At 62.6% G+C, this 25,829-nt stretch carries 25 protein-coding genes; 9 read left to right on the plus strand and 16 right to left on the minus strand.

What is annotated here, in order from left to right:
• Positions 1–59: 59 nt before the first annotated feature.
• A complete protein-coding gene (tauA, locus tag PTE31013_RS03705; protein ID WP_150611438.1) occupies positions 60–1,118 on the minus strand; it encodes a taurine ABC transporter substrate-binding protein in 1,059 nt (352 codons plus the stop codon).
• 298 nt (positions 1,119–1,416) lie between these two features.
• Between tauA and pdxR the strand changes: the two genes are divergently transcribed.
• Complete coding sequence (gene pdxR / locus PTE31013_RS03710; protein WP_150611439.1) at positions 1,417–2,952, plus strand: MocR-like pyridoxine biosynthesis transcription factor PdxR; 1,536 nt, start codon at positions 1,417–1,419, stop codon at positions 2,950–2,952.
• Between the two features lie 74 nt (positions 2,953–3,026).
• Here pdxR and mdcH read toward each other — a convergent pair whose 3' ends face one another.
• The 9 genes from mdcH to mdcA all read right to left on the minus strand — a co-directional run bounded on the left by mdcH (position 3,027) and on the right by mdcA (position 10,545).
• Entirely contained in the window at positions 3,027–3,965 is a 939-nt protein-coding gene (mdcH, locus tag PTE31013_RS03715; protein ID WP_150611440.1) for a malonate decarboxylase subunit epsilon, read from the minus strand.
• Complete coding sequence (locus tag PTE31013_RS03720) at positions 3,962–4,621, minus strand: malonate decarboxylase holo-ACP synthase (RefSeq protein ID WP_150611441.1); 660 nt, start codon at positions 4,619–4,621, stop codon at positions 3,962–3,964. Before PTE31013_RS03720 ends, mdcH begins: the two co-directional genes overlap by 4 nt.
• The gene (gene madM, locus PTE31013_RS03725; RefSeq protein WP_150611442.1) at positions 4,618–5,382 is read right to left on the minus strand and encodes a malonate transporter subunit MadM; all 765 of its coding nucleotides are present in this window, start codon (positions 5,380–5,382) and stop codon (positions 4,618–4,620) included. Before madM ends, PTE31013_RS03720 begins: the two co-directional genes overlap by 4 nt.
• Positions 5,383–5,395: 13 nt before the next feature.
• Positions 5,396–5,794, minus strand: coding sequence for a malonate transporter subunit MadL (gene madL / locus PTE31013_RS03730; RefSeq protein WP_150611443.1), 399 nt, complete (start codon positions 5,792–5,794; stop codon positions 5,396–5,398).
• A 131-nt stretch (positions 5,795–5,925) separates the two neighbouring features.
• A complete protein-coding gene (mdcE, locus tag PTE31013_RS03735; RefSeq protein WP_150611444.1) occupies positions 5,926–6,795 on the minus strand; it encodes a biotin-independent malonate decarboxylase subunit gamma in 870 nt (289 codons plus the stop codon).
• On the minus strand, positions 6,792–7,649 hold the full coding sequence (locus PTE31013_RS03740; protein ID WP_150611445.1) for a biotin-independent malonate decarboxylase subunit beta: 858 nt from the start codon (positions 7,647–7,649) through the stop codon (positions 6,792–6,794). Before PTE31013_RS03740 ends, mdcE begins: the two co-directional genes overlap by 4 nt.
• A 12-nt stretch (positions 7,650–7,661) precedes the next feature.
• Complete coding sequence (locus PTE31013_RS03745; protein ID WP_150611446.1) at positions 7,662–7,964, minus strand: malonate decarboxylase subunit delta; 303 nt, start codon at positions 7,962–7,964, stop codon at positions 7,662–7,664.
• Positions 7,965–7,975: 11 nt separating this feature from the next.
• Positions 7,976–8,884 (minus strand): triphosphoribosyl-dephospho-CoA synthase, encoded by a 909-nt coding sequence (locus tag PTE31013_RS03750; RefSeq protein ID WP_150611447.1) that lies wholly within the window; start codon positions 8,882–8,884, stop codon positions 7,976–7,978.
• On the minus strand, positions 8,884–10,545 hold the full coding sequence (gene mdcA, locus PTE31013_RS03755; RefSeq protein WP_150611448.1) for a malonate decarboxylase subunit alpha: 1,662 nt from the start codon (positions 10,543–10,545) through the stop codon (positions 8,884–8,886). The genes PTE31013_RS03750 and mdcA overlap by 1 nt, the downstream gene beginning before the upstream one ends.
• Positions 10,546–10,695: 150 nt before the next feature.
• Here mdcA and PTE31013_RS03760 point away from each other — a divergent pair, with 150 nt between their 5' ends.
• Positions 10,696–11,598, plus strand: a complete 903-nt coding sequence (locus PTE31013_RS03760) for a LysR substrate-binding domain-containing protein (protein ID WP_150611449.1) — start codon at positions 10,696–10,698, stop codon at positions 11,596–11,598.
• A 16-nt stretch (positions 11,599–11,614) separates the two neighbouring features.
• Here the strand turns inward: PTE31013_RS03760 and PTE31013_RS03765 are convergent, their stop codons facing one another.
• From PTE31013_RS03765 to PTE31013_RS03775, 3 genes are read right to left on the minus strand one after another with little or no spacing between them, the layout of a single operon-like run.
• Positions 11,615–12,679, minus strand: coding sequence for an ABC transporter substrate-binding protein (locus PTE31013_RS03765; RefSeq protein ID WP_150611450.1), 1,065 nt, complete (start codon positions 12,677–12,679; stop codon positions 11,615–11,617).
• Positions 12,680–12,732: 53 nt separating this feature from the next.
• A complete protein-coding gene (locus PTE31013_RS03770) occupies positions 12,733–13,512 on the minus strand; it encodes an enoyl-CoA hydratase/isomerase family protein (RefSeq protein ID WP_150611451.1) in 780 nt (259 codons plus the stop codon).
• A complete protein-coding gene (locus PTE31013_RS03775; protein ID WP_150611452.1) occupies positions 13,505–15,133 on the minus strand; it encodes an AMP-binding protein in 1,629 nt (542 codons plus the stop codon). Before PTE31013_RS03775 ends, PTE31013_RS03770 begins: the two co-directional genes overlap by 8 nt.
• Before the next feature lie 287 nt (positions 15,134–15,420).
• Here PTE31013_RS03775 and PTE31013_RS03780 point away from each other — a divergent pair, with 287 nt between their 5' ends.
• On the plus strand, positions 15,421–16,206 hold the full coding sequence (locus tag PTE31013_RS03780; RefSeq protein ID WP_150611453.1) for an IclR family transcriptional regulator: 786 nt from the start codon (positions 15,421–15,423) through the stop codon (positions 16,204–16,206).
• Between the two features lie 36 nt (positions 16,207–16,242).
• On the opposite strand, the gene PTE31013_RS03785 is transcribed toward PTE31013_RS03780, so the two are convergent.
• On the minus strand, positions 16,243–17,007 hold the full coding sequence (locus tag PTE31013_RS03785) for an SDR family NAD(P)-dependent oxidoreductase (protein WP_150611604.1): 765 nt from the start codon (positions 17,005–17,007) through the stop codon (positions 16,243–16,245).
• A 191-nt stretch (positions 17,008–17,198) separates the two neighbouring features.
• Here PTE31013_RS03785 and PTE31013_RS03790 point away from each other — a divergent pair, with 191 nt between their 5' ends.
• The gene (locus PTE31013_RS03790) at positions 17,199–18,122 is read left to right on the plus strand and encodes an AraC family transcriptional regulator (protein ID WP_150611454.1); all 924 of its coding nucleotides are present in this window, start codon (positions 17,199–17,201) and stop codon (positions 18,120–18,122) included.
• Between the two features lie 725 nt (positions 18,123–18,847).
• On the opposite strand, the gene PTE31013_RS03795 is transcribed toward PTE31013_RS03790, so the two are convergent.
• On the minus strand, positions 18,848–19,813 hold the full coding sequence (locus tag PTE31013_RS03795; RefSeq protein WP_150611455.1) for a GlxA family transcriptional regulator: 966 nt from the start codon (positions 19,811–19,813) through the stop codon (positions 18,848–18,850).
• A gap of 273 nt (positions 19,814–20,086) precedes the next feature.
• On the opposite strand from PTE31013_RS03795, the gene PTE31013_RS03800 reads away from it, so the two are divergent.
• The 4 genes from PTE31013_RS03800 (at position 20,087) to PTE31013_RS03815 (ending at position 23,234) form a co-directional block, all read left to right on the plus strand.
• Positions 20,087–20,746, plus strand: a complete 660-nt coding sequence (locus PTE31013_RS03800) for an HD domain-containing protein (RefSeq protein WP_150611605.1) — start codon at positions 20,087–20,089, stop codon at positions 20,744–20,746.
• A 38-nt stretch (positions 20,747–20,784) separates the two neighbouring features.
• Positions 20,785–21,480, plus strand: a complete 696-nt coding sequence (locus PTE31013_RS03805; protein WP_150611456.1) for an alpha/beta fold hydrolase — start codon at positions 20,785–20,787, stop codon at positions 21,478–21,480.
• A gap of 52 nt (positions 21,481–21,532) precedes the next feature.
• Complete coding sequence (locus PTE31013_RS03810; protein ID WP_150611457.1) at positions 21,533–22,405, plus strand: alpha/beta fold hydrolase; 873 nt, start codon at positions 21,533–21,535, stop codon at positions 22,403–22,405.
• 67 nt (positions 22,406–22,472) lie between these two features.
• Positions 22,473–23,234: an MBL fold metallo-hydrolase gene (locus PTE31013_RS03815; RefSeq protein WP_150611458.1), complete on the plus strand. Its 762-nt coding sequence runs from the start codon at positions 22,473–22,475 to the stop codon at positions 23,232–23,234.
• A gap of 283 nt (positions 23,235–23,517) precedes the next feature.
• Here PTE31013_RS03815 and PTE31013_RS03820 read toward each other — a convergent pair whose 3' ends face one another.
• Positions 23,518–24,468, minus strand: coding sequence for a LysR substrate-binding domain-containing protein (locus PTE31013_RS03820; protein WP_150611459.1), 951 nt, complete (start codon positions 24,466–24,468; stop codon positions 23,518–23,520).
• Between the two features lie 129 nt (positions 24,469–24,597).
• Here PTE31013_RS03820 and PTE31013_RS03825 point away from each other — a divergent pair, with 129 nt between their 5' ends.
• The gene (locus PTE31013_RS03825; RefSeq protein ID WP_150611460.1) at positions 24,598–25,812 is read left to right on the plus strand and encodes an MFS transporter; all 1,215 of its coding nucleotides are present in this window, start codon (positions 24,598–24,600) and stop codon (positions 25,810–25,812) included.
• Positions 25,813–25,829: the final 17 nt, after the last annotated feature.

Here is a 25,829-nt window from a genome sequence, read left to right on the forward strand (position 1 = left end):
AGTGATCGGGGACGGGCCGTCATGCCGGAAGACTTTCGGCATGACGGCCCCGGCACGGCTTATTTCAGTTTAAGCGCGGCGTCGACATAGTGCGACGTGACATACGGTGTGTAGTCGGCCTTGACGGCATCGATCTTCTGCTGGCTCTTCAGGAACTCGGACGTATCCTTGAGGGCTTTGGCGGCGCGGCTGTCCTTGCCACCGCCCAGCCATTCGGCGGATGCCTGTTGCTGGGCCGACGGGAAGGCGTAGAGCGAGAGCGCGCCGGGGATGTCTTCCGGCTTGCCGCCGATCATCTTCACGATGGCCTTGACCTGCGGTGAGGTGGCCGTCCAGGCGGCCTGGTTCTTGCGATATGCCGCGTCGGCGTCGGCGATCACCTTGACGAACTTCGCCATGAAGTCGGCGTTCGCCTCGCCCCACTTGCGGTCGACGGCGATGCCGTCAAACGTCGGCTTGCCCTGTTTCGACAACTCGCCGGAGGTGATCAGCACATGACCGCTTTTCTTGATCTGCGCGAGCGCCGGATCCCAGACGTAGGCCGCATCGATGTCGCCGCGCTCCCATGCCGCCACGATCTGGTTCGGCTGCATGTTGAGCACCTTCACCTCGGTCGGCTTGATGCCCCATTGTTGCAGCGCGAACATCGTGTGGTAGTGCGTGGTCGAGACGAACGGCACCCCGATCTTCTTGCCCTTCAGGTCGGCCGGTGACTTGATGTTCGAGGCGTTGCGCACGACCATCGCCTCGGCCTGGTTGATGTCATCGAGAATCCAGAACAGTTGCAGGTCCAGCCCTTGCGAGACGGCGGCGGCCATCGGGCTGGAGCCGAGTACGCCGACCTTGATGTCGCCCGAGGCGAGGGCCGTGGCGACCTTCGCGCCCGACTCGAACTGACGCCAGTGGATCTTGTAGCCGGTGGCCTTCTCGAACTCGCCCCCGGCAATGGCGACCAGCCATGGATCAACGATCTGCTGGTACGCGATCGTTACCTCTTTTTCCTGCGCCTGCGCCGTCGAGGGCAGCGTAAGCCCGAGCGTCAGGGCAGCGGGGAGCGTGACTGCTGCCAGCGCGGTGGCGGCGAACACCCGTCGCAGCCGGTTCGGAAGTCCATTCATGGTTCACCTCTAATGGGGAAGTTTTCGGTAGAACACTCGGGTTTGACGCAAATGGTGTTAAGAATCGGCGCCAAGTGATTGCATCATTGCCGCCAGCATTTTTGTTCGTTAGAGCCAGTTGGCTGCATTTGATGATGCCAACTGGTCCAGCGAACCCGGTATCGGCTTGTAAGCCGCATGAATGCTGGAATCCGCCGAGATTCCGCGCGACTGCGGATAAACCCCAGCCTGGAATGGATGTCATCGTCACTTGAGTAATAATTGACGTTCTGGAAGGGATAGTCGAGAGGGGGGCAAGATGTCGAGCCGGATTTCTGCGGCAATGTGGAACCAGTTGTTTCAGATGTCGGCGCACGCTGGCATGAGCTTGCAGAGCCAGATTCGCCAGATGCTGGTGTCGGCGATTCTCGACGAGCGGCTGATGCGTGGCGCTGCCGTGCCGTCGTCGCGCGAGTTGGCCGAAGGGCTGGGCGTGGCGCGCAACACGGTGGTGCTGGCCTACCAGCAACTGGTCGACGAGGGCTACCTGATTGCGCGTGAGCGGCGCGGGTACTTCGTCAACGGCGATATCCTGGCGCCCCGAGTGGGATCACAGAGCATGCCGGCGCGTGACGTGCCGGAACGGGTGGCCGGCACCCTCGCGCCTCGGGATCCGGCGACACCGGACTGGGAGGGGCGCTATGTGGTGCGCCCGTCGGGGCAGCGCAACATCGTCAAGCCGATCGACTGGCAGAAGTATCAGTACCCGTTCATTTACGGCCAGTTCGATCCGACCATGTTCCCGACGGCGGACTGGCGCGAGTGTTGCCACAAGGCGCTCACGGTCATGGAGATTCGTGATTGGGCGCCGGACATGATCGCGCGCGACGACGAGACGCTGATCCAGCAGATTCGCACGCGCGTGCTGCCGCGACGCGGCGTGTGGGCCGACGCCGACGAGATCGTGCTCACCAACGGTGCCCAACAGGCGCTCTATTTGCTGGCGGACTTGCTGGTGGGGGCGCACACCACGGTGGGGATCGAAGACCCGGGCTATCCGGACGCGCGCAACATTTTCGCGATTCGAACCCCGAAGCTCGTTGGCTTGCCCGTCGACGGATCGGGGTTGCCGGTCGACGATCGCTTGTCGCAATGTGATTACGTATACGTCACGCCATCGCACCAATGCCCAACAACGACGACGATGCCGCTGGCGAATCGCGAGGCGTTGCTGCGTCGGGCGGAAGCCGATGACTTCGTGTTGATCGAAGACGACTACGAGAGCGAGAACAGCTATTCGGACATTCCGATCCCGGCGCTCAAGAGTCTGGATCGCAGCGACCGTGTGATCTATATCGGAAGCTTGTCCAAGTCGTTTGCCCCGGGGCTGCGACTCGGGTACATCGTGGCGCCGGCGGCGCTGGTGGCAGAGTTGCGTGCGCTGCGCCGCCTGATGATTCGCCATCCGTCGGCGTTCATTCAACGCTCGTTTTCAATGTTCCTCGCGCTTGGTCATCACGACGCCTTGCTGCGCCGCCTGGCGGACACCTATGCGAAGCGAGCCGAGGTGTTGAGCGCCGCGCTCACCACGTATCTGCCGGAGGTGTCGTTCGTGCAGATCAAGGGTGGGGCATCGTGCTGGGTGCAAGGACCGCCGACGCTGAACGCGAACGTGCTGGCGGAACGCGCGAAGGCACGCGGCATTCTCATCGAGACCGGCGACATTTTCTTCATGGGCGATACGCCGCCGCTCAACCGGTTCCGGCTCGGCTTTTCGTCGATACGGCTCGAACACATCGAGTCGGGCATCATTGCGCTTGCCGAGGTGCTGCGAGAGACGATGGCGCAGGGGTAGGGGTAGGGCGGGCACACGAATCCTGCGCAGCAGGGCGAACGAAGCCGGCATGGTCAACGATCCGTGGCCGACGTTCAAGCGCGATCCGTCCTCCGGCATCGAAGGATTCTCGTTACCGTGGAACTCACCTTGTCGTTGGCACTATCGATGGCGCAGTCCTGTCCGAATATCGGGCGTGTCAATCGCGTCAGAACCCCGCCCGTCGGCATTTCCACGGCGAGTCGCGCTCCCCGTTCATACGCATGACGAGCGGTGTCGTACCAATTGACCTGACGGGCCATGTTCCAGGCGAGATCCTCCGCAATGTCGTCGGGATGAAAAAGCGCGCGCGCCCGGCAGCAACTGACGTAGGTCATCCGTGGCCGCTGGAAGCGCACTTTCGCCGTGGCGTCTGCCAACGTGCTCGCCTGGGCAGAGAGCAACGCGCAATGCGACGGTACGGACATTGCCAGGCGAACCACCTGCGAAGCACCCGCCTTCGTGGCAAGCGCCTGCACGAGCCTCAGCGCGGCATCGCTGCCCGCGACCACGACCTGACGTTCGGCGTTCAGATTCGCCACATAGGCTGGCGAGTCGTCGGCGTGCACTGTCTGCACAATGTCCGCCACGGTCACAGCAGACAATCCGGTAACGACCGTCATTCCATAGCCGCTCGGATAGGCCGTCTCCATCAAACGTCCTCGCAAGTGGACGAGACCGAGCGCATCCCTGAAGTCCAGCGTCCCTGCCGCGACTGCGGCCGTCCATGCCCCTATCGAGTGGCCTGCCACAAGGTCCGGCGCTGCCCCTTGCGCGGCGAGCGCACGTGTCATGGCCACACCCGCGATCAGCAGACTCAACTGCACGGCGGTTGTCGAGCGAAGCGACTCGGCACTGCAAAGCGCCATCGGATCTATGCCGAGCGCATCGCGCGCTTCGGCGAGCGTCGATTCGACCTCCGGCGTGTCCGGCAATGCCCCCAGCATGCCAGCGCGCTGCGCGCCCTGACCGGGATAGGTGAACAGAACGCTCATGTCGTGTCTCCGGGGTCGCCCCAGGGATCCGCGACCAGCGTCGGACCTCGATCGGTCTTCACCAGCGTGCGAGGCGGCGAGCGTAGCCATTCGCGAAGCGAGAAGCCGCCGCGCCCGGTATCGATCTGGATGTCGAGTCGGCAGGTTCTGTCGCGCGCGACCCAGGCGAGCGCGTGGCACTGCGTGTCGGATGGCGGAAACGGCACGCGAATGAGGACATCAAGATCGCTTTGCGGATGCAGGGCGGGCAATCCGCTCGCCAGTGCGAAGCCGACGCCGCCGGTCGGTCCCCAAGGCAATCCCAGGGCATTGAGCGCAGGGGCAAGATCACGAAGTGCTTTCAGGCACGGCAGTGGTGTTGTGGGTTCGATCTCCGCGATGCGCTCGAGCAGCGACTCCGGCGAGACAATGCGGCGCACCGAACGGCGCGGCACGTGAGCCGCGATGCGCTGGTCGCGGGACGTTCCACGCAAGCCGACCGGTACAAGGTCGGCTTGCGCGAGCGGTGCCCGCCGCACGACGGCAGGCGCACCGGTGGCCAGCGCGCCACTCACCCACCCGGGCACCGCCATCCCCTCCGGGAGCGCGACATCGTCACACCAGAGAAGATCGTGGGGCCGCAGCGGTGACCGTTGCGCAGCGCTGGCAGGCGTCATTGCACAATGGCCTTCGTCGCAAGATACAAGACCGACGGTCCGAGCAGACATCCCAAGCCCGTATGGAAGGTCGCAACGAGCGCGCCATAGGGCACGAGGCGGCGATCCGTGGCGGCGAGCCCTGCCGACACACCGCTCACGGTCCCGGCCAGACCGCCGAACACCATGGCGGCGCGCGGGTTGTCCAGTGCCAGCCAGCGGGCGGCAAATGGCGTGCCGACCATGACGATGATGGCCTTGATGAGCCCAGCGGCAATCGACAAGGCCATGACGTCGGAGCTGGCGCCGATCGCAGCGCCTGTCACCGGGCCGACGATGTAGGTCACGGCGCCTGCGCCGATGGTGGTCATGCTCACGGCGTCCGTGTAGCCGAACGCGTGGGCCAGCGTTGCCCCGACGATAAAGGGCAGCACGGTGCCGAGCAACAGGGACACGACGCCAATCAGACCTGCCTTGCGTGCCTCCGACACCTGTACTTCGAACGCGGTGGCAACGATCGCGAAGTCGCGCAGCATTGCGCCGCCCATCAACCCGATACCGCTGAACAGCGAGACATCGGCAAGGCCTTTTTGTCCTCCAGAGGCCAAACCGCCCCAATAGGCCAGCACAAGGCCGATCATGATGGCGATGGCCGAGCCGTGCACGCGCCCGAACGTCAGCCGCCGAGACAACCACATGGAAAGCCCCATGATGATGCCGACGAGTGCGAACGCGGTGACCAATCCGTTGTGATGCAAGACTTTTTCGAACATGGATAGCATGATTGACCGCCTCTCAAGCGTTGCTTTGTGCCGACTCGGACAGCGGCGGTAGCGGCTGCGCGTTGCCCGTTCGGTTGATCACGGCAATGGCGAAGCCACAGACGAGCACCGCGCCGACGGCGGCAAGCAGCGCGACCGGCCCACCTCGCAAGGCGGTGACGACATCTTGCTGCGCTGCCATGGCGACCACGACGGGGATGTACATCGCTCCCCAGAAGGAAACGCCGGCTTCGGTCGCGGCGGGCATGAGGCCGCGCCGATGCAGATAGAGCCGAGCGAAGATCAATAGCAGCATGGCAATGCCAACGCCGCCGACATTGGCTTTCACGCCGATCGCCTGTCCGAGCAGGTCGCCGAGCAAGATGCCTGCGAGATGGCAAATCGCGAGCAGGGTCGTACCGTAAATAATCACTTACTGTCTCCTGGTTGAGGCAACGACGAATCGTCTTTTCTGGTCTTATGGCAAGCGTCGAGTCGTCGGGTTTAGGGGCGAAACGTGAAGCGGATTTCTGGGCCGGCAATCGTTCTCCAGGCGTGCGGCGGTCAGTCAGTACGTTGGCCCGGCACACTCGCCGGGCGGTCAGGGGCGAGCGACCAAAGTGCCTTCAGTCGCTCGCGAACGGTTGAGGAAGCCTGTCGCGAAGGGGCGCCGAGCCGGCTGGAAAGGCCCTGCGACGGATCGCTCCGGATATCCGCCAGTGCTTGCACCAGTACGTCGCGAACGTCACCGACGTCCTTGGGATCGGGATGTTGGGCGGAACCGACCTTCAGCAGACGCCAGAGGATGCCTAGCGACGCAAAGTTGGCGATGTCGTATGCCATTGGCGGAATGGTCTCGGCCAGCGCCTCGAGTTCGTCGACCGAGCGCTGCGTGATGCGCGCGGCGGCCGCTTTGCCCATGGCGTGGACCATGACGTCCACATCGTCGAGCGCGACCAGACGATTTGCCTGATAGCCATGCGCGAGAAACGCGCCTGACATCGCTCGCCCGACGATGAGGCCGATCACCGGGTGCCCGGCCAGACGCGCTGCCGCATAGGCGTCGGCCGCCGCCGCCAGTGCGAGGTGGATGCCGTAGGCTTCTTCGCGGCGTCCATAGGCTTGGCTGGCGACATCGACGATGGCGACGATGGTGGATTTGCGCTCGCTGTCCCGGTCGCGGGCGATCACGTCCCGTACGGCGCGCGCCAGTTGCCATCCTTCGATCAGCCCGACTTCGCCATGTCGCGCACGGGGAAAGCGATTGTTCGCGTCCGGAACCACGGCGACGAAGCGCGCGGGGGCATCGGCAAGCGAGGCATCCACGACCCGCACCGTGCTGCCGTAGTCATCGGCTTCGGTGCGGTACGCGGCGTCGGACGTCAATGCGTGCAACCACACGGCACCCCGCGAGGCATGTTCGGAAAGGCTCATGAGGGGTCTCCTGCGCGGGCGGCGGCATAAAGAACGCGTACGTCTTCGGGCGAGGGCTGGTTCGTCACATCGACGTGCATCAGTCGTTCAAGGTAGTACTCGATCTGTTCGCTGCGCTGCGGCGTTGGGGCATCGGCGCGCAGCCACGCGAGCACCTGCGCGCGAATCGCCGTGGTGTCGTCGTCGAGGCAGGCGTCGACAAGCCCTGTCGCCTTGCGTTGCTGCCCGCCTGTCAGGCCCCAGATGAACGGTCGATCGCGTGAGTCGTATTCCTCGACACCGGCCTCCTGCTCGATGACGGAGGGTCCGTTCAGCCCAAGCCGTGCCTCTCGCGTGACGAGCAGATAGCTGCACATGCCGGCGGCGATACTCATGCCACCGAAGCAGCCGACCACCCCGGCGGAGATGCCGATGACCGGCCCGAAGGTTCTGAGTGCATGGATGGACGCATGTATTTCCGCGATGGCGGCGAGGCCGAGATTGGCTTCCTGCAGACGTACGCCACCTGTCTCGAAGACGATGACGGCGCGCGTCGGGATGCCTCGGCGGTTGTCGTCGACGGCCAGCTCAAGGGCGCCCGCGATTTTGGCGCCGGAGACTTCCCCCATGCTTCCCCCCTGGAATGCGCCCTCGATGGCGAGGACGACCGCCGGCTGCGAATCCAGTGTCCCGCGAGCGACAACGACGCCGTCGTCCGCCTGCGCAACGATGCCTTGTCGGGGCAGCCAGGGCGAAGACAATCGATCGAACGGATCGACAAGTTCGCGGAAGGTGCCGGGGTCGAGCAGGGCGAGGGCACGACGACGCGCGTCGCGTTCGATGAAGCTGTCTCGTTGTATTGGAGTATTCGTCATCTCGTTGTGCCCTTACTGGAGGGATTCGAGGGCTTCGCGCGCTTGTTCCAGGCGAAGACGAACGACAGCCGGGGTCGCGCCGAAATCGTTGATTTCTACGTTCAGCGCAGGCCAGGCGTGCGAAGCGAAGATGCGCTCGAGCTGCGCTTGCCAGATCGCCGACATGCCATTGACCGAGGTCGTAAGCTCGACGTGGATGCGTCCTGACTCGCCGGGAGACAGCAGGACTTCCAGGTCGCCCGAACCGACGACACCCACGCAGGTTCGGCCCGCACCCGGTGCGCCGCCGGAGAAATGAAATTGAAGCCTTTCCATGGACGTGCTTCCTAAAGACTCAAAAACGGTGAATCGTTAAGCCGCGAAGGCGATCCCTTCGCGCCTAGCCGGTCGAGGAACAGGGCGGCCGCCAGCATGTCGGCCGCTCCGCCCGGCGAGATGTGTCGAGCCAGCATGTCGGACTCGAGCTTTCGAAATTTGCGCCGGCCATCCGGTGTCGACAGGCCGCCGCTCGCGCGCACGGCACCGGCGCCGGCCTGCATTGCATGCAGGGCGTCGGGGCCGCCTCGGGCGAGCACGCACGTGTCGTCGAGCGTGGCCATGACCGAGAGCAGGGCGTCGATGCGGGCATGGTCCTCGCGCATGCCTGCCGCGCGGGCTCGCCTGAGCGCCGGCAGCGCAACTTTCGTCACGTGAGGAAAGCCTGCCCATGCCTGCCCCCGGGCGCCGCCCACGCCGTAGTCGAGGCAGGCACGTTCTCCCTTGTGTCCGGTGGCGCACGGCGCAAAGCGGTCGGGCAGGCGCGCGAGCGCTGCGGCGCGGCGCGCGATGGCATTGGCGCTCAGCGCGTTGGGCGCTTGCGCAGCGGCCGTGACCAAGAGGCCGAGTGCCCAGATGGCACCTCGGTGGGTGTTCACGCCGCCGGTCGCCGCGAGCATTGCCGCCTCGCCCAGGCGTCCGAGACGGCCGATCTGTTCGCGCAGGCGCATCGGGTTGTCGATCAACACCCCCGCCTTGGCCATGGCCTCGAAAGTGGGCCGCAAGACATTGGCGGACTGCACCATCAGGCCCCACGTGAGGTCGTGATGCGCGCCGCAGCCGCGGACGTCGACGAGGCCCGGCTTGGGAGAGAGCGTTACTTCGTCGATCAGCGCGGACTCGACGAGCGTGGCGAGCGTCGTCGCCAGTTCGATCGGCTGGGACGGAGACTCGATCCGTCGAATCAGGGTCTTGTCCATTACCAGCTCCGGAAGCGCGCGGGCGGGTCGTAGAGTCCCCCCGACCACTCCACCAGATCGCCGATGCTCTTGGCGGCGAGCAACTCGCGGCTTGCATCTGTGCGACGGATGCCGAGATCCTCCGGCAAGGCGATGAGACCGTCGCTGCGCATCTTCGCCATCCTGGCCGGGTCGTGCTTCAGCCCGATCGCGGTGACGCCGGCCACCGCGGAGATCATGGCCCGTCGTTCTTCCAGTGAGCGTGCCTTGTAGAGATAAGCGATGCCGTCCTCGGTGAGCAGATGGGTGACGTCGTCACCGTAGATCATCACAGGGGCGAGCGGCATGCCGCATTGTTTGGCGACGGAGACGGCGTCCAGCGTTTCGACGAAGGTTGGCTTGCCGCCTTCCTGGAACGTCTCCACCATCTGGACGACCAGCTTCTTGCCGCGCTCGAGCAGGGTGTCGGGCTGCGTCATGTCGAGCCAGGCCGGCGTGGCATGACGGCGCCCGCGCGGATCGTGTCCCATGTTCGGCGCGCCGCCGAAGCCGGCAAGCCGACCGCGTGTCACCGTGGACGAATGCCCGTCGCCGTCGACTTGCAGCGTGGCACCGATAAAGAGATCGACCGCGTACTGACCGGCCAGTTGGCAGAGCATCCGGTTGGAGCGAAGCGACCCGTCGCGACCGGTGAAGAAGACATCCGGGCGCGCGGCCACATAGCGCTCCATGCCGAGTTCGGTGCCGAAGCAATGCACGCTTTCCACCCATCCCGATTCGATGGCGGGGATCAGGGTCGGGTGGGGATTGAGCGTCCAGTTCCGGCAGATCTTGCGTTTGAGTCCGAGGCGCTCGCCGTAGGTCGGCAGAATGAGTTCGATGGCTGCGGTGTTGAATCCGATGCCGTGGTTGAGCGACTGGACGTTGTGACGCTCGTAGATGCCACGGATGGCCATCATCGCCATCAGGACATGAACGGGTTTGACCAGCCGCGGATCGCGTGTGAACAGCGGCTCGATGAAGAAGGGCTTGTCGGCCACGACGACGAAATCCACCCACGAGGCGGGAATGTCGACCCGGGGCAGGTCGGTCACGTCGTCGACGATTTCATTGACCTGGACAATCACGATGCCGTCCGAGAACGCCGCGGGCTCCACGAGCGCCGGTGTGTCTTCGGTGCTGGGGCCGGTGTAGATGTTGCCGTCGCGGTCGGCCTTGAAGCCCGCCACCAGGGCGACATTGGGTATCAAGTCGACGACTAGCCGCGCGTAAAGCTCAATGTAGGTGTGGATGGCACCGACTTCCAACTGCCCGTCGGCGAGCAACTGGCTGATGCGAAGGCTCTGGGGGCCGGCAAAGGAGAAGTCCAGTTTCCTGGCGATGCCGACTTCAAAGAGATCAAGGTGTTCCGCGCGGCCAACGCTGGGCATGATCATGTGCAGGTCATGCACGACGCCTGGATCGACTTGCACCAGCGAGCGCGAGAGGAAGTCCGCCTGCTTCTGATTGTTGCCTTCGAGCACCACGCGGTCGCCGGGTGCGATCAGCGCTTCCAGGGCCGCCACGATGTCGCCGGTCTCGATCACCTTGCCATGGGCGATCCTGCGGGCGGCGGTGAGGCGGCGCGCCTTCTCGTCGCGCCGGCGACGCCATTTCGCCGGGATTGCGGGCATCTCTTGCATGTTGGGGGCTCCAGCCATTGAGTCGTCAGTAGCCTCTAACGTATGCGTCCAAACGTCCCATTTCAATCAACTTAGGTGTCGGTTCATTAGCTTTATGGTAATAATTGGTGGATTCGAAGTGGACGTGTTGAACCGAAACGAGGCGCGAGCATGGCAATTGACGACGGCATCACCCTGAAGAAGCTGGAAGTGTTTCAGGCGTTCATGGCGCTGGGGAATATGGCCCGGGTGTCGGAAGTGCTGGGGCAGAGTACGGTGAGCGTGCACCGGGCGCTCCATTCGCTGGAGGCCGGACTCCGGTGCCCGCTGTTCAAGAAGGACGGTCGAAAGCTGATTCCGTTGGCGACCGCGTATGTGTTCTCCGAGCACGCGGCGCGAATGCTGAGCGAGTGCGAGACGGGTGTGCAGCGCACGCGCGAGGCGGCTGGATTCACGTCGACACGACTCAAGATCGGCGGGCTGTATTCGATGACGGTCGGGACGATCCCGCGATTATTGGTCGGGTTGAAAATGCGCCGACCCGCTTTGGATATCGATCTCACGCTCGGGTCCAATCGAGATCTGATGTCGAAGCTCGATGACGGTCTGCTGGACGCGATCGTGATTGCCCTGGGGGCGCCGCCAAAGAGTCCGGACCTGTTGGTCGTGCCCATGTTCGAAGACGACATCCTTTTCGCGGCGCCGCTGGGCTCGCCGTATGCGAAAGAGACGGCCATCGACCTCAGGGCCGTGCGTCATGAGAAGTTTGTGTCGCTCGGCGACGAATTCGCGACGTACCATGATTTCAAATCGGCGTTTGATCTGGCGGGATTCGCGCCGGACATTGCGATGCAAGTGGGCGACATCTTTTCGCTGATCAATCTCGTGAGCGGCGGCATTGGGTACGCACTGCTGCCGCGACGCGTTGCGGATTTCAGCCCGAAGGTGCAGTTGATCCCGCTCGCCGAACGCTACGCGCGCAGCCAGAATATTGTGCTGGTGCTTCCCCAAAACCGTGAGCGCGATCCGAATCTGCTCGCCCTGAGCGCCGAATGCCGCATGCTCAGGGCGTAGGCGTTGCGTCGTGTGATCAGGTAATCAACCAGTTGTTGAAGCGCTCTGTGACGGCCCTGCGATTCTTGTCCCACCATGCTGCGTTTTGATTGACCGCGAGCTTGACGTTGTCAGGCGCGGTTGGCAGCAGGGCCGCACGCGCCGGATCGATGAACTTGAAGGCATCGCGGTTCGTCGGCCCGGTAGCGACGTATTGGGGCATGACGGATTGGCGTACCGGGTCGGCACAGAACCTGACAAAGGCCTTTGCCAATTCGGCGCGCGGCGAGCCTTTCGGAATCCCCCATCCCTCGATCGCGTAAGTGGCGTCGTTCCAGACGATGGCGACCGGGGCGCCACTGTCGATGGACGCTTGCGCGCGTGACGTCCAGGTGATGATCTGGTCCACGTCGCCGTTTTGCAGGAGTTGAGAGGCCTGTGCGCCGGTGCTCCACCAGACTGCGACATGGGGCTTGATCTTGTCGAGGCTGCGAAAGGCGCGGTCGACGTCGAGCGGGTAGAGCTTGTCGCGCGGCACGCCGTCGGCCATCAAGGCCTGTTCGAGCGAGTCGACCGGGCTTCTGCGCAGGGATCTCCGGCCGGGGAAACGGGCCACGTCCCACATATCGCGAAGACTCGACGGACCCTTGGCACCGTACTTGTCCTTGCGATACGCGAGAACCGTGCCATACACGTTGACGCCGAGCCAATCGGGACGCACCGCGTCGGGCAGCAAGCCGGGGAATTGCTTGCTGTCCAGACCAATCGATTCAAGAAAGCCCTGCTCTTCGAGGGGCAACACATCGGCTGACAGTGTGAGCGTCGTGACATCCCACATGAAGTTCCTTGTCTTCACCATCGCGGAGAACTGCGCGAGTGGCTGCGAGTCTCGTGCAATGTTGATGACTTGAATGCCGGTGGCTTTCTCGAAAGGATCGTAAAAGGCCTTGCGATAGGCGAGGGCATATGGCCCCCCGGGGTCGCTGACGACGATGCGCTTTTCGTTGTCCGCCCGCGCCAATGGCGAGAGCGCGCCGGTCGCGACAAGTCCGCCAATCGACTTGATGATGGCGCGGCGCTTAACACTGTGGGTGCTGCTCATATTGACTCTCCTATGGATGAGGCGCTGGATAGGGACAAAGGGGCACAGATGGGTCAGCGTCCCGTGAATCGAGGCATGGACTTGGCGCGGAACGACCGCACGGCTTCGCGATAATCCTCGGAGTTTTCAATCGTGGCGATCTGCGCGTCCACGGCGGCTCGTACGTCGCCAAGGGTATCTGTGCTGATCGCGTTGAGTTGCATCTTGCTTCCAATTAACGACAGCGGCGCCTTGTCGAGCATGGGGCCCGCAAACACTAGCGCCGCTTCGACGGCGTCGCCGTCGGTCATAAGATCGAAGAAGCCGGCATGCGTCGCCCGCTGGGCATGGACGAATTCGGCGGTGTACAACCAGCGCCGCGCGGCCGACAGGCCAACGAGGTGCACGAGACGCTGAACATGCGCCGTGGGGTAGACAAGGCTCAGTTTTGCCGCAGGGATCGACAAGCGCGCTGACGTATGGGCGATCCGGAAGTCGCAGCACATCGCGAGGCTGACCGCGCCGCCTACACAGGCACCCCGGATCGCTGCGAGCACGGGGAACGGTGCGTCGAGCAGGGCCTTGTACGCCGCATCGATGGCGTCGCGGTGCTGCTGCGCGGCGCTCGGCGACGATTTCGAGGCGTTGTAGGCAACGATGTCGTCCCCGGCGCAGAAGTGCTCTCCCGTGCCGGTCAGGATGACGGCTCGTGTGTCGTCGCGCTGTGCGAGTCGATTGACGGCGTCGGCAATGCCCTGCCACACCGCCCGGTTGCAGGCATTGCGCTTTTCGGGGCGATTAATGCGCACGGTGGTGACACCAGGACAGATCGCTTCTATGATCAGCTCAGGCATGGCGGCCTCTGTCGCGAGCACTGATGCGAGTTTTCGCCAGCGTGTAACCGGACGACTCGAGATCCCAAACCCCGTCGACCGAGCGCTCGAGATCGTTCTTGCGGATACGTTGCGTCGGGGTTTTGGGGAACTCGTCGATAAAACTGACGTAGCGCGGAATCTGGAAATAAGGCATTCGTGACTCGCACCACTGGATCAAGTCGAGCGGCGCAACGGCGTGTCCGGCCCGGAGTCGCACGAACAACTTCAGCTCGTCCTCCCCCAACGCGGACGGCACGCCGACAAGCGCGGTTTCTTCGATGGCGGGATGTTCCGCGAAAACGCGCTCGACTTCCCACGCGGCGATATTGATGCCGCGACGACGCACCATATCCTTGCGCCGCCCCGCGAAATACAGGTAGCCATGCGCATCCTGGCGTGCGAGATCTCCGGTCAGAAACCACTCGCCGCGTCGCGCTGACGATTCGGCGTCGACATTGCGGAAGTAGCCGAGAAAACCCAGCCCGGGGACACGCCCGCGCACGGTGATCTCGCCGATCTCGCCCGGTGCCACGGGGTGGCCGCTCTCGTCAGCGAGCGCGACGTCGAAATAGGTGAGTGGCTTGCCGATGGAACCCACCAATCCATCAAGATTCACCGTCACGAAGGTGGTCAGTTCCGAGAGGCCGTAACCCTCTCGCATCTCGACGCCGAAGCGCTGCGCAAACGACGTCCATCGTTCGGCGGGGCAACCGCCGCCCCAGGCGATACGCACGCTGTGCTGCCGGTCATCGCTTCGCGGTGGCTGGTTGAGCAACATCGGTAGGACGCTACCTAGATAGTGGATGTGCGTGACGCCGTAACGCCGCGCGTCGTCCCAGAAGCGCGAGGCGCTGAAGCGCTCCACCATCGCGAGTTGTGTGCCGCCGAGCAGCGCGGAAATCGCAACCGCAACCCCGGCGCCGTGGTGCAACGCCTCCCAGAGCAGAAACGTGTCGCCCGGTTGCGCACCCGTCAGTCGCAGGATGGCCATCGCGCCAGCGCGAAGCGTGCGATCCGATTTGAGGACGCCCTTGGGGGCGCCCGTGGTTCCGGAGCTGGGCGTGAGGGCAAGAATGTCGTCGGCGACAACGACGGAATGTTTGGCGTCGCTGCGCTTGTCCGTGCCCGCATCGGTATCCTTGTTCGTACGGTTCGCGAAGACCTGATCGCGCCAGAGTATCTGATCGACCTTGTCGATGTCGTGCCCGAGAGCTTCCGCATATTGGCGGTCGGCCAACAAGGCCTTGGGCGCCAGATAGTCGAACAGATGCGAGAGGGACGCGCCGATGAGGTGGACATTGACGGGCACACGTACCAGCCCCAGCTTGGTGAGCGCGAAGATCGCCACGAGATGATCGGGGTGGCTTGGCAGCATGAGAGCGACCCGATCGCCATGACGCAGCCCTTGCGCGCTCAGGATGTCGGCCAGGCGATCGACGCGTCGTGCCAAGTCTCCCAGCGTCATAACGTCGTCGTTGAATCGGCAATACACCGCGTCGGGGGTTGTCTCGGCGCGGCGGGCGAGGGTGGCCGCGATGGTTTCGTCCGGCACCGAAGCGATGTCGACATGGGTGTGCAAGACGGCGGTGGGCTGGCTCATGGGGCGGTGATAGGAACGATGTCGCGAGTGGATGAACAGGAATGTCGACATCGCTTGTGTTTGACGTCGGAATTTGTATAATTGGGATGTAATTATCGAAATTGCATTCCAATTTAACTGAATCCTAGTCGCGAGAATATTCATCGCAAAGGTGTGGTTTACCCTTGGCTGTGCTTGGGCGCGTGTGAGCGCCTATGAGCGCGACGCGTCTCGCCAGTGGGGGAGACGGCCGTGCCGCCCGATGAAAGTTCTCGCGATCCTTTTGATCCTTTCGAGGATGCGCGATCTTGAATTTGCCCCTGCCCGAAGACGCCGAGCTGGACGAGCGTCTTTACGTTGCCTCGGTCGCCAAGGCGATGCGTGTGATGGAGACGTTCGATCAGTCGAGCCAGCAACTGTCGATTGCCGACATCACCGAGATGAGTGGCCTTGGGCGAAGCGCAACGCAACGCTTCGTCTACACGTTGCACCGCCTGGGCTATTTGCGACGCGATCCCGCGTCGAAGCTCTATTCCGTTTCCGCCAAGGTGTTCCGGTTCGTACACAGCATGATCGGCGCGAATGCCGCGCTCGAGCGTAGCTATCCATTGCTGTCGCAATTGGCGAAAGACACACGCGAGACGGTCTCGTGGGTGGAACTCGACGGCGACGAGATCGTGGTCATCGGCAATGTGCCGAGCGTGCATCTGGCGTCGATCACGTTGTCGGTGGGCAGCCGCTTTGCGGCGCTCTCGTCGTCATCCGGTCAGGTGTTGCTGTGCCAACGCAGCGAAGCAGAGGTGCGATCCCTCATCGCGCACATGCCCGACGCCGCGCGCGAGCGATTCGCGGGCAAGCGTGACGACGATATCGTTGCGATGCTGGCGAAGGTGGCCAGCGCGGGATATTCATTGACGGCGAAAAGCTTCGATGAAGACAGCCTGTCGATCTCTGCACCTGTTTTCGATTTTTCGGGTCGCGCCATCGCCGCGATCAATCTCTCGACTCTGGCATCTCGGTATTCGGAGAAGGCGGCGCTTGCGGACCTTGTGCCGCTTGTAGTCGCTGCGGCGAAGGGGGCGTCGGCGGGGTGACCAGTTGACGTTCATGGCGACGCTAGTCATCCCTTGTTAAGAGCCAACCTTCACACTCATTCCGCCGTCAGCCATCACGACCGATCCGACCATGAAACTGGCTCTTGCAGAGGCGAGAAATAGGACAACTTCCGCAATTTCCTTCGGATCGGCTGCCCGCCCGATCGGTGCGCTTTTCCCGTGGGCTGCTAACGCAGCGACGCCGTTGCCGTCTGCTGCCACCGTGTTGAGGATATTGGTGAGCACGTCGCCGGAGCCAACAGCATTGACCCGGATCCCGTGCTCAATCGCTTCCAGCGCAAGCGTTCGCGTAAGCTGCGCTAGCGCCCCTTTGGACGCGGTGTAAGCGGCGATCGTAGGGAACGCAAAGTACGACGCATAAGAAGCCACGTTGACGATCGCGCCTGAACGTTGCGGGATCATTGCTTTCATGGCTTCGCGCGAGTGCAGGAAAGCACCAGTCAGGTTGACATTGATGATCCGCTCCCAATCGGCTCGCGACATGTCCACCACAAGTTTGTTCATAATAATGCCGGCGTTGTTCACGAGCAGATCTAATCGCGAAAAACGTTCAATGGCGAGCGCCACCGCCTTTTCCGCGCTGCCGTCCACGGAAATATCGGCGACGAGCGGCACAACGTTGGGTCCTGCCAGTGCCTCTACAGCGGGATCGATATCCTCGGCTACCACACGTGCACCACGTGCTACGAGCAGGTCCGCTATCGCGCGTCCGATGCCACTTGCTGCGCCGGTGACGATGGCGACCTTGCCTTCGACTTCATTGATACCTTGCATGTTCATTTCCTCAAAAGTTGATTTGCAGAGCGAGCTGACGACCGGCTCGAAATCGTGTGAATCAATGTACATCTGCCGGGCATGCCGAGCCATGGCTACTGTTCTCGCACTCTTGCCTATAAGTATCAAATGAACGCGCGGATCCCGCGTATCGACTATATTCGCTACTGCGATGTAACTACGCCAGAGGAAGGGGAATGCTTGCGAGGCAAAGACGGATAGTTGGGTTGATCAAGCGGCTTGCGCCAAACGAGGGATACACGGCATCCATGCTGGCAGGCGTCAGCTTCATGCGCTCGAACCGCTCGCTGGGTCGCACGCCGGTGCTGTACGAACCGAGCATCGTACTCGTCTGCCAAGGCTGCAAACGAGGTTTCCTGGGGGACGAGATTTTTCTTTACGATGCGAATCACTATCTGGTGCTCTCGGTGCCGTTGCCGTTTACTACGGAGACCGATGCCACGCCTGAGGAGCCGCTGCTCGCGGTCACTCTTCGGCTCGATCCGGGGATTACCGCTGACCTGATGCTTGCCGTCGATACCACTGGCAATAAACCATCCGCGGCGCCGAGAGGCATCTATTCCACCCCGTTCAACGATCGGCTTTCGAACACGCTGCTTCGCCTACTGGCGGCGCTCGGTTCATCGCTAGAGGCCCGGATCGTCGCGCCGCTCGTGGTGCGCGAGATATTCTTCCTGGTGCTGAGCGGCGAACAAGGCGATGCAATGCGCGCGTCGCTCGCTGCCACCGGACATTTCTCGCAGATCGCGCGGGCGCTTCGCCGTATCCACGCCGACTATGACAAGCGTATCGACGTGGATATCCTGTGCAACGAAAGCGGTATGAGTGTCCCGACGTTTCACCGCCATTTCAAGGCTGTGACCCATACAACGCCAATTCAATATCTCAAATCGACGCGGCTGCACCAGGCTCGCCTGCTGATGATCCGCACCGGGTTGACGGCAGCCGCCGCGTCGGCAACCGTCGGCTATGAAAGCCCCTCGCAGTTCAGCCGGGAATTCAAGCGCGTGTTCGGCCGGTCACCGAAGGAAGAAGTCGAACAGATGAAGGCGGCGTTTGCTTGGTCCGAGTCGATGCTCGAAACTGGACTGCTGAACTAGCAGGTGCGCTATCGCAATCGGCGGCAGCGGGATACTGGGCAATAAGTCAAATGGGACCGGGCGGGTCTCGAGCTGGTGAATATCGCGGTCAGCAGCCCGGCGAGGTTGCGCGGCACAGCGTTGCACTGGTTAAGAGGCCGCTGCTGCAAGTTCCGTGCAGTCATCGAACGTCTCTTACCGGAGGGTTTGAGACGTTTGAACGTCGGTATCTTGCATGCCCTGAACGGCGGCTCATGGCCGGTAACGGTCGTCAGTCATCCGACCGTTACCGATCCAATGCCGCCAGTCGTCGTAAAGCACTCAGCGACGGCTCAATAGAGCAGGCTAGGGGGCGGCGCAGGGCCCATCGGGAAGCGACCTTCTTGATGGGAAGCACCCCGCGGCCCAGCCCCCGGCGCGCGCGGTCATGACCCCGCCACGCCTGCCCGCTTGATGCAACCTATTTTGGCACGTCTGCGCCGAGCGGCAAGGCCCGCCGCCATTGGGGCCGGAGGAGGATTCGGCATGCTGCGGACTCATGCACTTTCATGCGGCAAGCTCATGCACCTGGTGGTCAGGGTGTGCAAGGCACCAGATCGATGTCGTTCAAATGAGCGAAGCAAGGTGCCAATTCAGAGCGGGTGCCCACGTGCTCTCCGGCATACCGCGTCTTCATCGCAGCACTTAACCGCGCTCATAGTCAGCCGTTTAACAACGACGGGCCAATTTCCTCGAAACAAATTCTCTTACGCGGTTCTGAAGCTCCCTCGATATTGCTGAGGTGTGACGTTGAGTCGCCGCTGAAACGCGCTCCGCATCTGGTCAGGACTGCTAAAGCCACAGTCGAATGCGATGGTCTTGAGGGCCACCTCTGTGGATTCCAGAAGTTTGCGAGCTTGATCCAGGCGAACCCCTTCCACGAATTCATGCGGGGTTACGCTCAGTTCACTAACGAAAAGCCGCGCAATGCTACGCGGGCTTACACCGCCAATATCAGCGAGCCGCTCAACCGGGAAGGCCTCCCGGATATGTTCCATTACATAGGTTTGTACCTTGCCCAGCGGGGTTTCCGGGTCGCGGACCGAGATCAGCAGGGGGCTGAACTGAGATTGGCCTCCCTGGCGCTGCGCGACAACAACGAGCGCCTTGGCGCATGCGAGAGAAAGCGCAGGTCCGTGATCTTCTCCAACCAGAGAGAGACTGAGGTCGATGCCGGCCGTCACGCCGGCGGAGGTCACCAAGCGATCATCACGAGAATAGATCCGGTCATGCTCCACCCGCGCGGCAGGGAACTGCGTTGCGAGCTGCTTCGAACAAATCCAATGCGTCGTGACGGTTCGCCCATCGAGCAGTCCGGCATGGCCTAGCGCAAAAGCGCCCGTGCAAATCGAGCCATATCGCTGGGCCGCGACACCCCATCGCCTCAGCCATGCCGACAAGGCATCGTCGGGTGGACTTGCGGGAAGGTGCGGGCCGCCTGCCACCAGCACCGTGTGAAAAGCGCGGTCCGCCTGATCGAAGCTGAGATCAGCGACCATCCACATTCCGTTGGAACTGCGAAGGCGCTGTGTGCTGCCCGCCACCAGGACGCATTGGTAATGGTCCTGTTCCGGCAAGAAGCCATTCGCTGCGGTGAAGACATCAAGTGGGCCGGCTACGTCAAGCGCTTGAACGCCGTCGAAAATGACGACTGCAACTTCTCTCTTTGCCATCGGTACCCGTGTCCTTGTGCCAGGAATGAACCGTTTCCGGACGCCAGTTTGCCCGAAACGCCGCTGGCAGTTTATCACCCACGCTTGGCAGTTTTCGGGGGATCAATGCAATTGCTGCCGGGCCGAATTGTCGCGATGATGATTGGGGCGGATACAAGGTCCTCGTCGGGCACCAGCCAAACCATCCATTCAACCCACGGCAATGGCCGTCAGCACAAGCCGCTGGCGCAATCATCAGATACCCGCCATGTCCGCTACCTACGGAGAACAATCTTGACCTACGGTCATCATGCAACGCCGGCCATCAATGGCATCGTCATTCCCGACAGCGCCTTGGCCCGAGCCATCACCGAATTTGTGCGCGATACGGAGACCGAGCTGCTCTTCAACCATTCGAGCCGGGTCTTTTTCTTCGGCGCCATCGCTGGACAGCAACGCGGCCTGAGCTTCAACCCGGAGTTGCTTTACGCGGCGACGATGTTCCACGATGTTGGTCTGATGCCGTCGCACAGCAGCGCCGACCTGCGCTTCGAAGTGGACGGGGCAAACGCGGCCCGCGACTTCCTGCAAAGCTACAAGCTCGACCCCGCCGACATTGAAAAGGTGTGGACCGGCATTGCGCTGCACACCACGCCGGGCGTACCGGAATTCATGCATCCGGTGATCGCCCTTACCACTGCAGGCGTTGAGATGGACGTGCTGGGACTGACCTATGACCGGTATCCCGCTGACATCCGTGAGGCCGTGGTCGCAGCCTTTCCACGCACACCCGCCTTCAAGGAAGACATTATCCAGGCCTTCTACGACGGCATCAGGCATAAGCCCGACACCACATTCGGCAACGTCAAGGCAGACGTAATCGCCGACAAGGAGCCGCATTTCCATCGCGGTAATTTCTGCTCCGCGATCCGCCGCTCGCACTGGCACGGCTAAGCATCTTCCCCCAAACCCTTTACTCAAGGATAAATACCATGACTGGCGCAGCATCTCACTCTGTCTCTAACGTGATCCTCGTTCATGGCGCCTGGGCTGATGGCTCCAGCTGGGCCAAGATCATTCCTCTGCTGGCCGCCAGCGGCATGACCTTGACTGCCGTCCAGCTCCCGCTCACCAGTTTCGAGGCCGATGTCGCGGCGGTTGGCCGTGCCATCGCGCGGGCGCAGGGAGATGTGGTCCTGGTCGGTCACAGCTATGCGGGCGCCGTGATCGGACAGGCAGGTAACGATCCCAAGGTCAAACGGCTCGTGTACATCGACGCCTTTGCGCCGGATGCGGGGGAATCTGCGGGCTCTCTCTTCGCTCAGTTCGAAGCAGCGCCGCTAAACGACGAAATCAGACCCGACGCGGAAGGGTTTCTGTCGCTCACCTCCAGGGGCGTCGCCACCCTGTTCGCACAGGACCTTGAACCCGCCGAGCAGAAGGTAGTCCACGCCACGCAAGGCCCGATCAACGGTGCCGCGCTCGGCGGCACACTGACACAGGCCGCATGGCACAGTCGTCCCACCTTCTACCTGATCGGCGAAGACGATCAGGCCATCCTGCGCGTGGAGCAGGAACGCATGGCCGCGCGCATGAATGCAACGATCAAGCGCGTCGCTTCCAGCCATGTGCCGATGCTGTCACATCCCGTGGTCGTCGCTGACTTCATCCTCCAGGCCGCCGCCTGAGATCACCACAGCCGCAGTATCCGTGCTGCCAGCCTGTTTCAGGAGCCGTCGCATGAACACCTGTTCGGACACCGTCAAACTGCATGTCGAGGATCTCGGGATCAACGCTCCGGCGCTTGTGTTCCTGCATTACTGGGGAGGTTCCTCGCGCACGTGGCGGCATGTCACCCAGAGCCTAAGGCCCGCTTTTCGTACCATCGCGATCGATCAGCGAGGCTGGGGCCAGTCGGACAAGCCACCTGGCGGTTACACGCTAGCGGCTCTGGCCGATGATGCCCAACGGCTGATCGAAAGTCTCGGCCTCGATCGTTACATCCTGGTGGGGCATTCAATGGGCGGCAAAGTCGCGCAGCTGCTGGCATCGCGCCACCCGGCGGGATTGGCAGGGCTGGTGCTGGTGGCGCCATCGCCGCCATCTCCGATGAACGTGCCGCTTGCAGTCAGGCAAGGCATGGTCAACGCCTACGACAGCCGGGAAAGCATCTTGGCCACCGTCCGGCAGGTGCTGGCGGCCAGTTCTCTTCAGCCGGACGATCTGGAAATAGTCATGGAGGACAGCCTGCAAGGCGCGCCCGCTGCGAAAGTGGCATGGCCGCTGGCCGCCAGCCAGGAAGACATCAGCGCGCAAGCCGCACTGATTCGCGTCCCCACCCTCGTCATTTCGGGCGAAAAAGATCAGGTCGATCCACCTGCAGTGCTGCAGCGGGAGTTGATGACACGCATACCGTACGCCACTTTGCATATTCTGTCGGGCATTGGCCATCTCTCGCCCCTGGAAGCACCGGGTGACCTGTCAGACCTGATCCGGGGCTTTGCCGCGCCGTTAGTGGGCGCTATGCCCTCACAGATCGAGCCTGCGGAAGGGCCTCTTGCCGGTCTTAACATGATCGCGGGCACCGGTGAACGCGCGGCATCGCAGCGATGATGAAGACTTCTTCATTTACACAATAGACCGCATGTAGCCGTGCCCCTGCATATCCAAGGATAACCCCATGTTTCAGATCCAGATCATCACCATTCCGATCTTGCCTTTTGGTATGGTCAACGCCCATCTCATCCGCAGCGAGGCCGGTTGTGTACTCATTGACACCGGCATTCCCGGATCGGAACTCAAGATCGGCAAGGTTCTGGCCGAACACAGGCTGACGTTTCGCGACATCAAGTTGATCGTTGTCACGCATGCCCATACCGATCACGCCGGCAGCGCGGCACGTGTGCGCGCATTGTCTGGCGCGCCCATTCTGGCGCACCAGAATGACGCGGATTTTTACAGCCGCAAGGAGCCGATGACTTATTGCACGACGAGTTGGGTCGGCAAGCTGTTTCTCAAGACACCAGTGCCGCACGAACCATACGAAGGCTTTGCCCCGGACATCATGATGACCAACGGTCACACGGTGAACCTGCTCGACTTCGGCGTTGATGGCGTCGTGCGGCATACTGGCGGCCATACGCCCGGCTCGATTGCCGTCGAGTTGTCGTCCGATGACATGATGGTCGGCGACCTGATCGCCTCAGGCATCCTGATAGGGGGGATGATCCGAAAGGGGCGAGCGATTCGACCGCCGTTCGAAGATAATCCCGCCACGGTGTCGCGTGAACTGATCCGGATGGTGGAGAGCGGCGGCAAGCGGTTCCACATGGGGCACGGTGGGCCTTTGGAGGTCCGCGAGGTGCTGCGCCATGCCCAAGCTCTTGCGAAGCTGGAGAGCAATCCATGCGTCTCTGGCGAATGCGAACACCTGCATCACTAAACCTTCGTGAATCAGCGACTCGTGCTCGTCAAAAATGAGCTCTTGTCACGCGTTCCAATGTCAGTCTCTGGCCGGAAACGGTCGTCAGTTCCCCGGGGCCGATTCCGACCCTTCTCGGACGTTTTTGTCGGCTGCCTTAAATGTCTCTTGTCGGAGATCGGCGGTCATCCGAATGCACATCACCTGACGAAGGTGGGCGGCCGCGATCGGCCATTCTCTGCAACAGCACGAGCATGCCCCTCGTCCCTCAATGAGCATTAACCATCAGCGTCAACAGTCCGTGCTAGGAAGACTTCATGCTCGATGGGACGCTGGCTTTTGCCGCAGCGACGATCCACTTCCTGAACGCTCTGACGGCTTCGTCGTCCGCACGATCCACATTGACGACCATGGTGTAATCGGGCCCGCGCCAAACCGGTCCTTGCAACGGACACACGAGCCGCCCCGTGGCGATCTCGCGCTCGATGAGGGGCAGCGACGCCAGGGTCACGCCGAGGCCTTCCGTCGCTGCGGCCAATTGCAGAAACACGTGATCGAAATTGAGATGGCGTACACCCTGCATGGTCGGCTCGCCCGCCTCCCGTACCCACTCAGACCATGCTGTGCGCGTGCTCGTCGAATGCAGCCATGTGTGGTTGCGCAAATCGGCGACGGCGCGGAGCGGACGACTGACCAAAGCCTTTGGACTGCATGCGGGCAAGCGCAGGTCGGGCATCAGGATCGATGACTTGAGGCCGGCCGTGTCCTCGGGGCCGGAGCGCACGCCGACGTCGAATGCATCGCTGACATAGCGGAGCCGGCGCGAAGTGGTCGAAAGCCTCACATCGACGTCCGGATACAGCGCCTGGAAATCTGCCAGCCTGGGAATAAGCCAGCACAGCGCGAAGCTCGCCAGCGCATTCACGCGCACCACACCCCTGATTCGACGCGTGATCGATTCCCGTCGCAACAGGCCCACCGAACTGCCCAGCTGCGCGAACGCGCCGTTGACATCGCCGAGCAATGTGGTTCCCTCGTCGGTGGGCACGACGCCGCGCGCGCGACGCTCGAACAACGGAACGCCGAACCAGTCTTCCAGCATGCGGATTTGCTTGCCCACGGCCCAATGCGTCACGTGAAGCTCGTTCGCCGCACCCGCGAAGCTGCCGAGACGGGCCACCGCCTCGAAGTACCGCAAGGCATTCAATGGAGGTAATTTTTCGGTATCCGAGGCCACGCGCTTCCTGGTACTCATAGGTGACTTTTTCTCCCGTCCGACTCAATTTTATGTCAGTTGTTGCACGGGTGGAGCGACCGTACACTTCGGTCTGGCTTGCAACGATATGCGCGACGTGACTCGCACTTGCGCGCCCTGGTTCAACGAATGCGACTTTTCTTCCTTTCCGCGCCGGCGACGAACACAGCCGAGTGCCCCGATCCGACCCGCTCCGCGCAACGCAAACGCGTTTTATGGCTCTCGTGCACGGCGCACGCGTTGCACGACGGCTACACTGACATGATCTACGCGCTGTTGCCTACATGGCAGGCGGATTTCGGCCTCGGCTACGGCGCGCTCGCGCTGTTGCGCGGCATCTACGCGGGCACCATGGCGACGCTGCAAGTGCCTGCTGGCAGCCTGGCACGCTTGCTTGGCACGCGCGCGACGCTCGCAATCGGCACGCTACTCGCCGCGCTAGGCTATGCCCTCGCGGGCATGTCGGGTTCTTTGCTGGGGCTATGCGTTGCGCTCACTGTGTCGGGTTGCGGATCGAGCACGCAGCATCCGCTCGCGTCGGGCTCCGTGTCGCGTGCATACGGACGCAACGCGCGTGCTCCGCTCAGTGTCTATAATTTTGCAGGCGATCTCGGCAAATCCGCGCTGCCCGCGGCCGTTTCGCTGCTGATTAACTTCATGCCGTGGCGTCATGCGCTGTGGGCGATGTCGGCCATCGGCATTCTGGTCGCGCTGGTCATCGCACTTTTCCTCCCTTCGGTGCGCGGAATCGAGTCGTCAGCCGAAGCGACGGCCAGCGAAGCCACGCAAGGTTCGCAAAGCGGATTCTCGCTGCTGTTCGCGATCGGCGTGCTCGATACCGCTGTGCGGATGGGCTTGCTCACGTTTCTGCCGTTTCTCCTGCGCTCGAAAGGCATCTCGCCTCAGATGATGGGTACGGCGCTGGCGCTGGTTTTCATCGGCGGCGCTGCGGGCAAGTTTGCTTGCGGCGCGCTCGGCGCGCGGGTCGGCGTGATAGGAACGGTGTTCACTACCGAAGGCGCCACCGCGGTGCTGATTCTCGCCGTGATCTGGCTGCCGCTCGCGCCCGCGATGATCCTGCTGCCGCTGCTCGGTGTGATGCTCAACGGCACGTCGTCGGTGCTTTATGGCACGGTGCCCGAACTCACGCCGGCCGGCCGCACCGAGCGGGCGTTCGCGCTCTTCTACACCGGCACGATCGCATCGGGGGCACTCGCGCCGGTCGCGTACGGACTGGTGGGCGATCGGATCGGCGTGCACGGCGCGACGATCGCGACCGCCGCCACCGCGCTTGTCATCTTTCCATTAGCGCTTGCGCTTCGCCGTCATCTGAGCACGACGTGAGTTGTCAGGTACGCGCG

Source organism: Pandoraea terrigena, assembly GCF_902459705.1.
Taxonomy (GTDB): domain Bacteria; phylum Pseudomonadota; class Gammaproteobacteria; order Burkholderiales; family Burkholderiaceae; genus Pandoraea; species Pandoraea terrigena.

Bases quoted from the DNA above. Each gene is read 5' to 3' on its own strand.
- PTE31013_RS03810 (WP_150611457.1), top strand. From the start codon at position 21,533: ATGAACACCTGTTCGGACACCGTCAAACTGCATGTCGAGGATCTCGGG.
- mdcA (WP_150611448.1), bottom strand. From the start codon at position 10,545: ATGCAAGAGATGCCCGCAATCCCGGCGAAATGGCGTCGCCGGCGCGAC.
- pdxR (WP_150611439.1), top strand. From the start codon at position 1,417: ATGTCGAGCCGGATTTCTGCGGCAATGTGGAACCAGTTGTTTCAGATG.
- mdcE (WP_150611444.1), bottom strand. From the start codon at position 6,795: ATGAGCCTTTCCGAACATGCCTCGCGGGGTGCCGTGTGGTTGCACGCA.
- PTE31013_RS03795 (WP_150611455.1), bottom strand. From the start codon at position 19,813: ATGGCAAAGAGAGAAGTTGCAGTCGTCATTTTCGACGGCGTTCAAGCG.
- PTE31013_RS03745 (WP_150611446.1), bottom strand. From the start codon at position 7,964: ATGGAAAGGCTTCAATTTCATTTCTCCGGCGGCGCACCGGGTGCGGGC.
- PTE31013_RS03770 (WP_150611451.1), bottom strand. From the start codon at position 13,512: ATGCCTGAGCTGATCATAGAAGCGATCTGTCCTGGTGTCACCACCGTG.
- PTE31013_RS03775 (WP_150611452.1), bottom strand. From the start codon at position 15,133: ATGAGCCAGCCCACCGCCGTCTTGCACACCCATGTCGACATCGCTTCG.
- PTE31013_RS03720 (WP_150611441.1), bottom strand. From the start codon at position 4,621: ATGACGCCTGCCAGCGCTGCGCAACGGTCACCGCTGCGGCCCCACGAT.
- PTE31013_RS03740 (WP_150611445.1), bottom strand. From the start codon at position 7,649: ATGACGAATACTCCAATACAACGAGACAGCTTCATCGAACGCGACGCG.
- PTE31013_RS03825 (WP_150611460.1), top strand. From the start codon at position 24,598: ATGCGACTTTTCTTCCTTTCCGCGCCGGCGACGAACACAGCCGAGTGC.
- PTE31013_RS03815 (WP_150611458.1), top strand. From the start codon at position 22,473: ATGTTTCAGATCCAGATCATCACCATTCCGATCTTGCCTTTTGGTATG.
- PTE31013_RS03785 (WP_150611604.1), bottom strand. From the start codon at position 17,007: ATGAACATGCAAGGTATCAATGAAGTCGAAGGCAAGGTCGCCATCGTC.
- PTE31013_RS03750 (WP_150611447.1), bottom strand. From the start codon at position 8,884: ATGGACAAGACCCTGATTCGACGGATCGAGTCTCCGTCCCAGCCGATC.
- madM (WP_150611442.1), bottom strand. From the start codon at position 5,382: ATGCTATCCATGTTCGAAAAAGTCTTGCATCACAACGGATTGGTCACC.
- PTE31013_RS03805 (WP_150611456.1), top strand. From the start codon at position 20,785: ATGACTGGCGCAGCATCTCACTCTGTCTCTAACGTGATCCTCGTTCAT.
- mdcH (WP_150611440.1), bottom strand. From the start codon at position 3,965: ATGAGCGTTCTGTTCACCTATCCCGGTCAGGGCGCGCAGCGCGCTGGC.
- PTE31013_RS03820 (WP_150611459.1), bottom strand. From the start codon at position 24,468: ATGAGTACCAGGAAGCGCGTGGCCTCGGATACCGAAAAATTACCTCCA.
- PTE31013_RS03760 (WP_150611449.1), top strand. From the start codon at position 10,696: ATGGCAATTGACGACGGCATCACCCTGAAGAAGCTGGAAGTGTTTCAG.
- PTE31013_RS03790 (WP_150611454.1), top strand. From the start codon at position 17,199: ATGCTTGCGAGGCAAAGACGGATAGTTGGGTTGATCAAGCGGCTTGCG.
- PTE31013_RS03765 (WP_150611450.1), bottom strand. From the start codon at position 12,679: ATGAGCAGCACCCACAGTGTTAAGCGCCGCGCCATCATCAAGTCGATT.
- tauA (WP_150611438.1), bottom strand. From the start codon at position 1,118: ATGAATGGACTTCCGAACCGGCTGCGACGGGTGTTCGCCGCCACCGCG.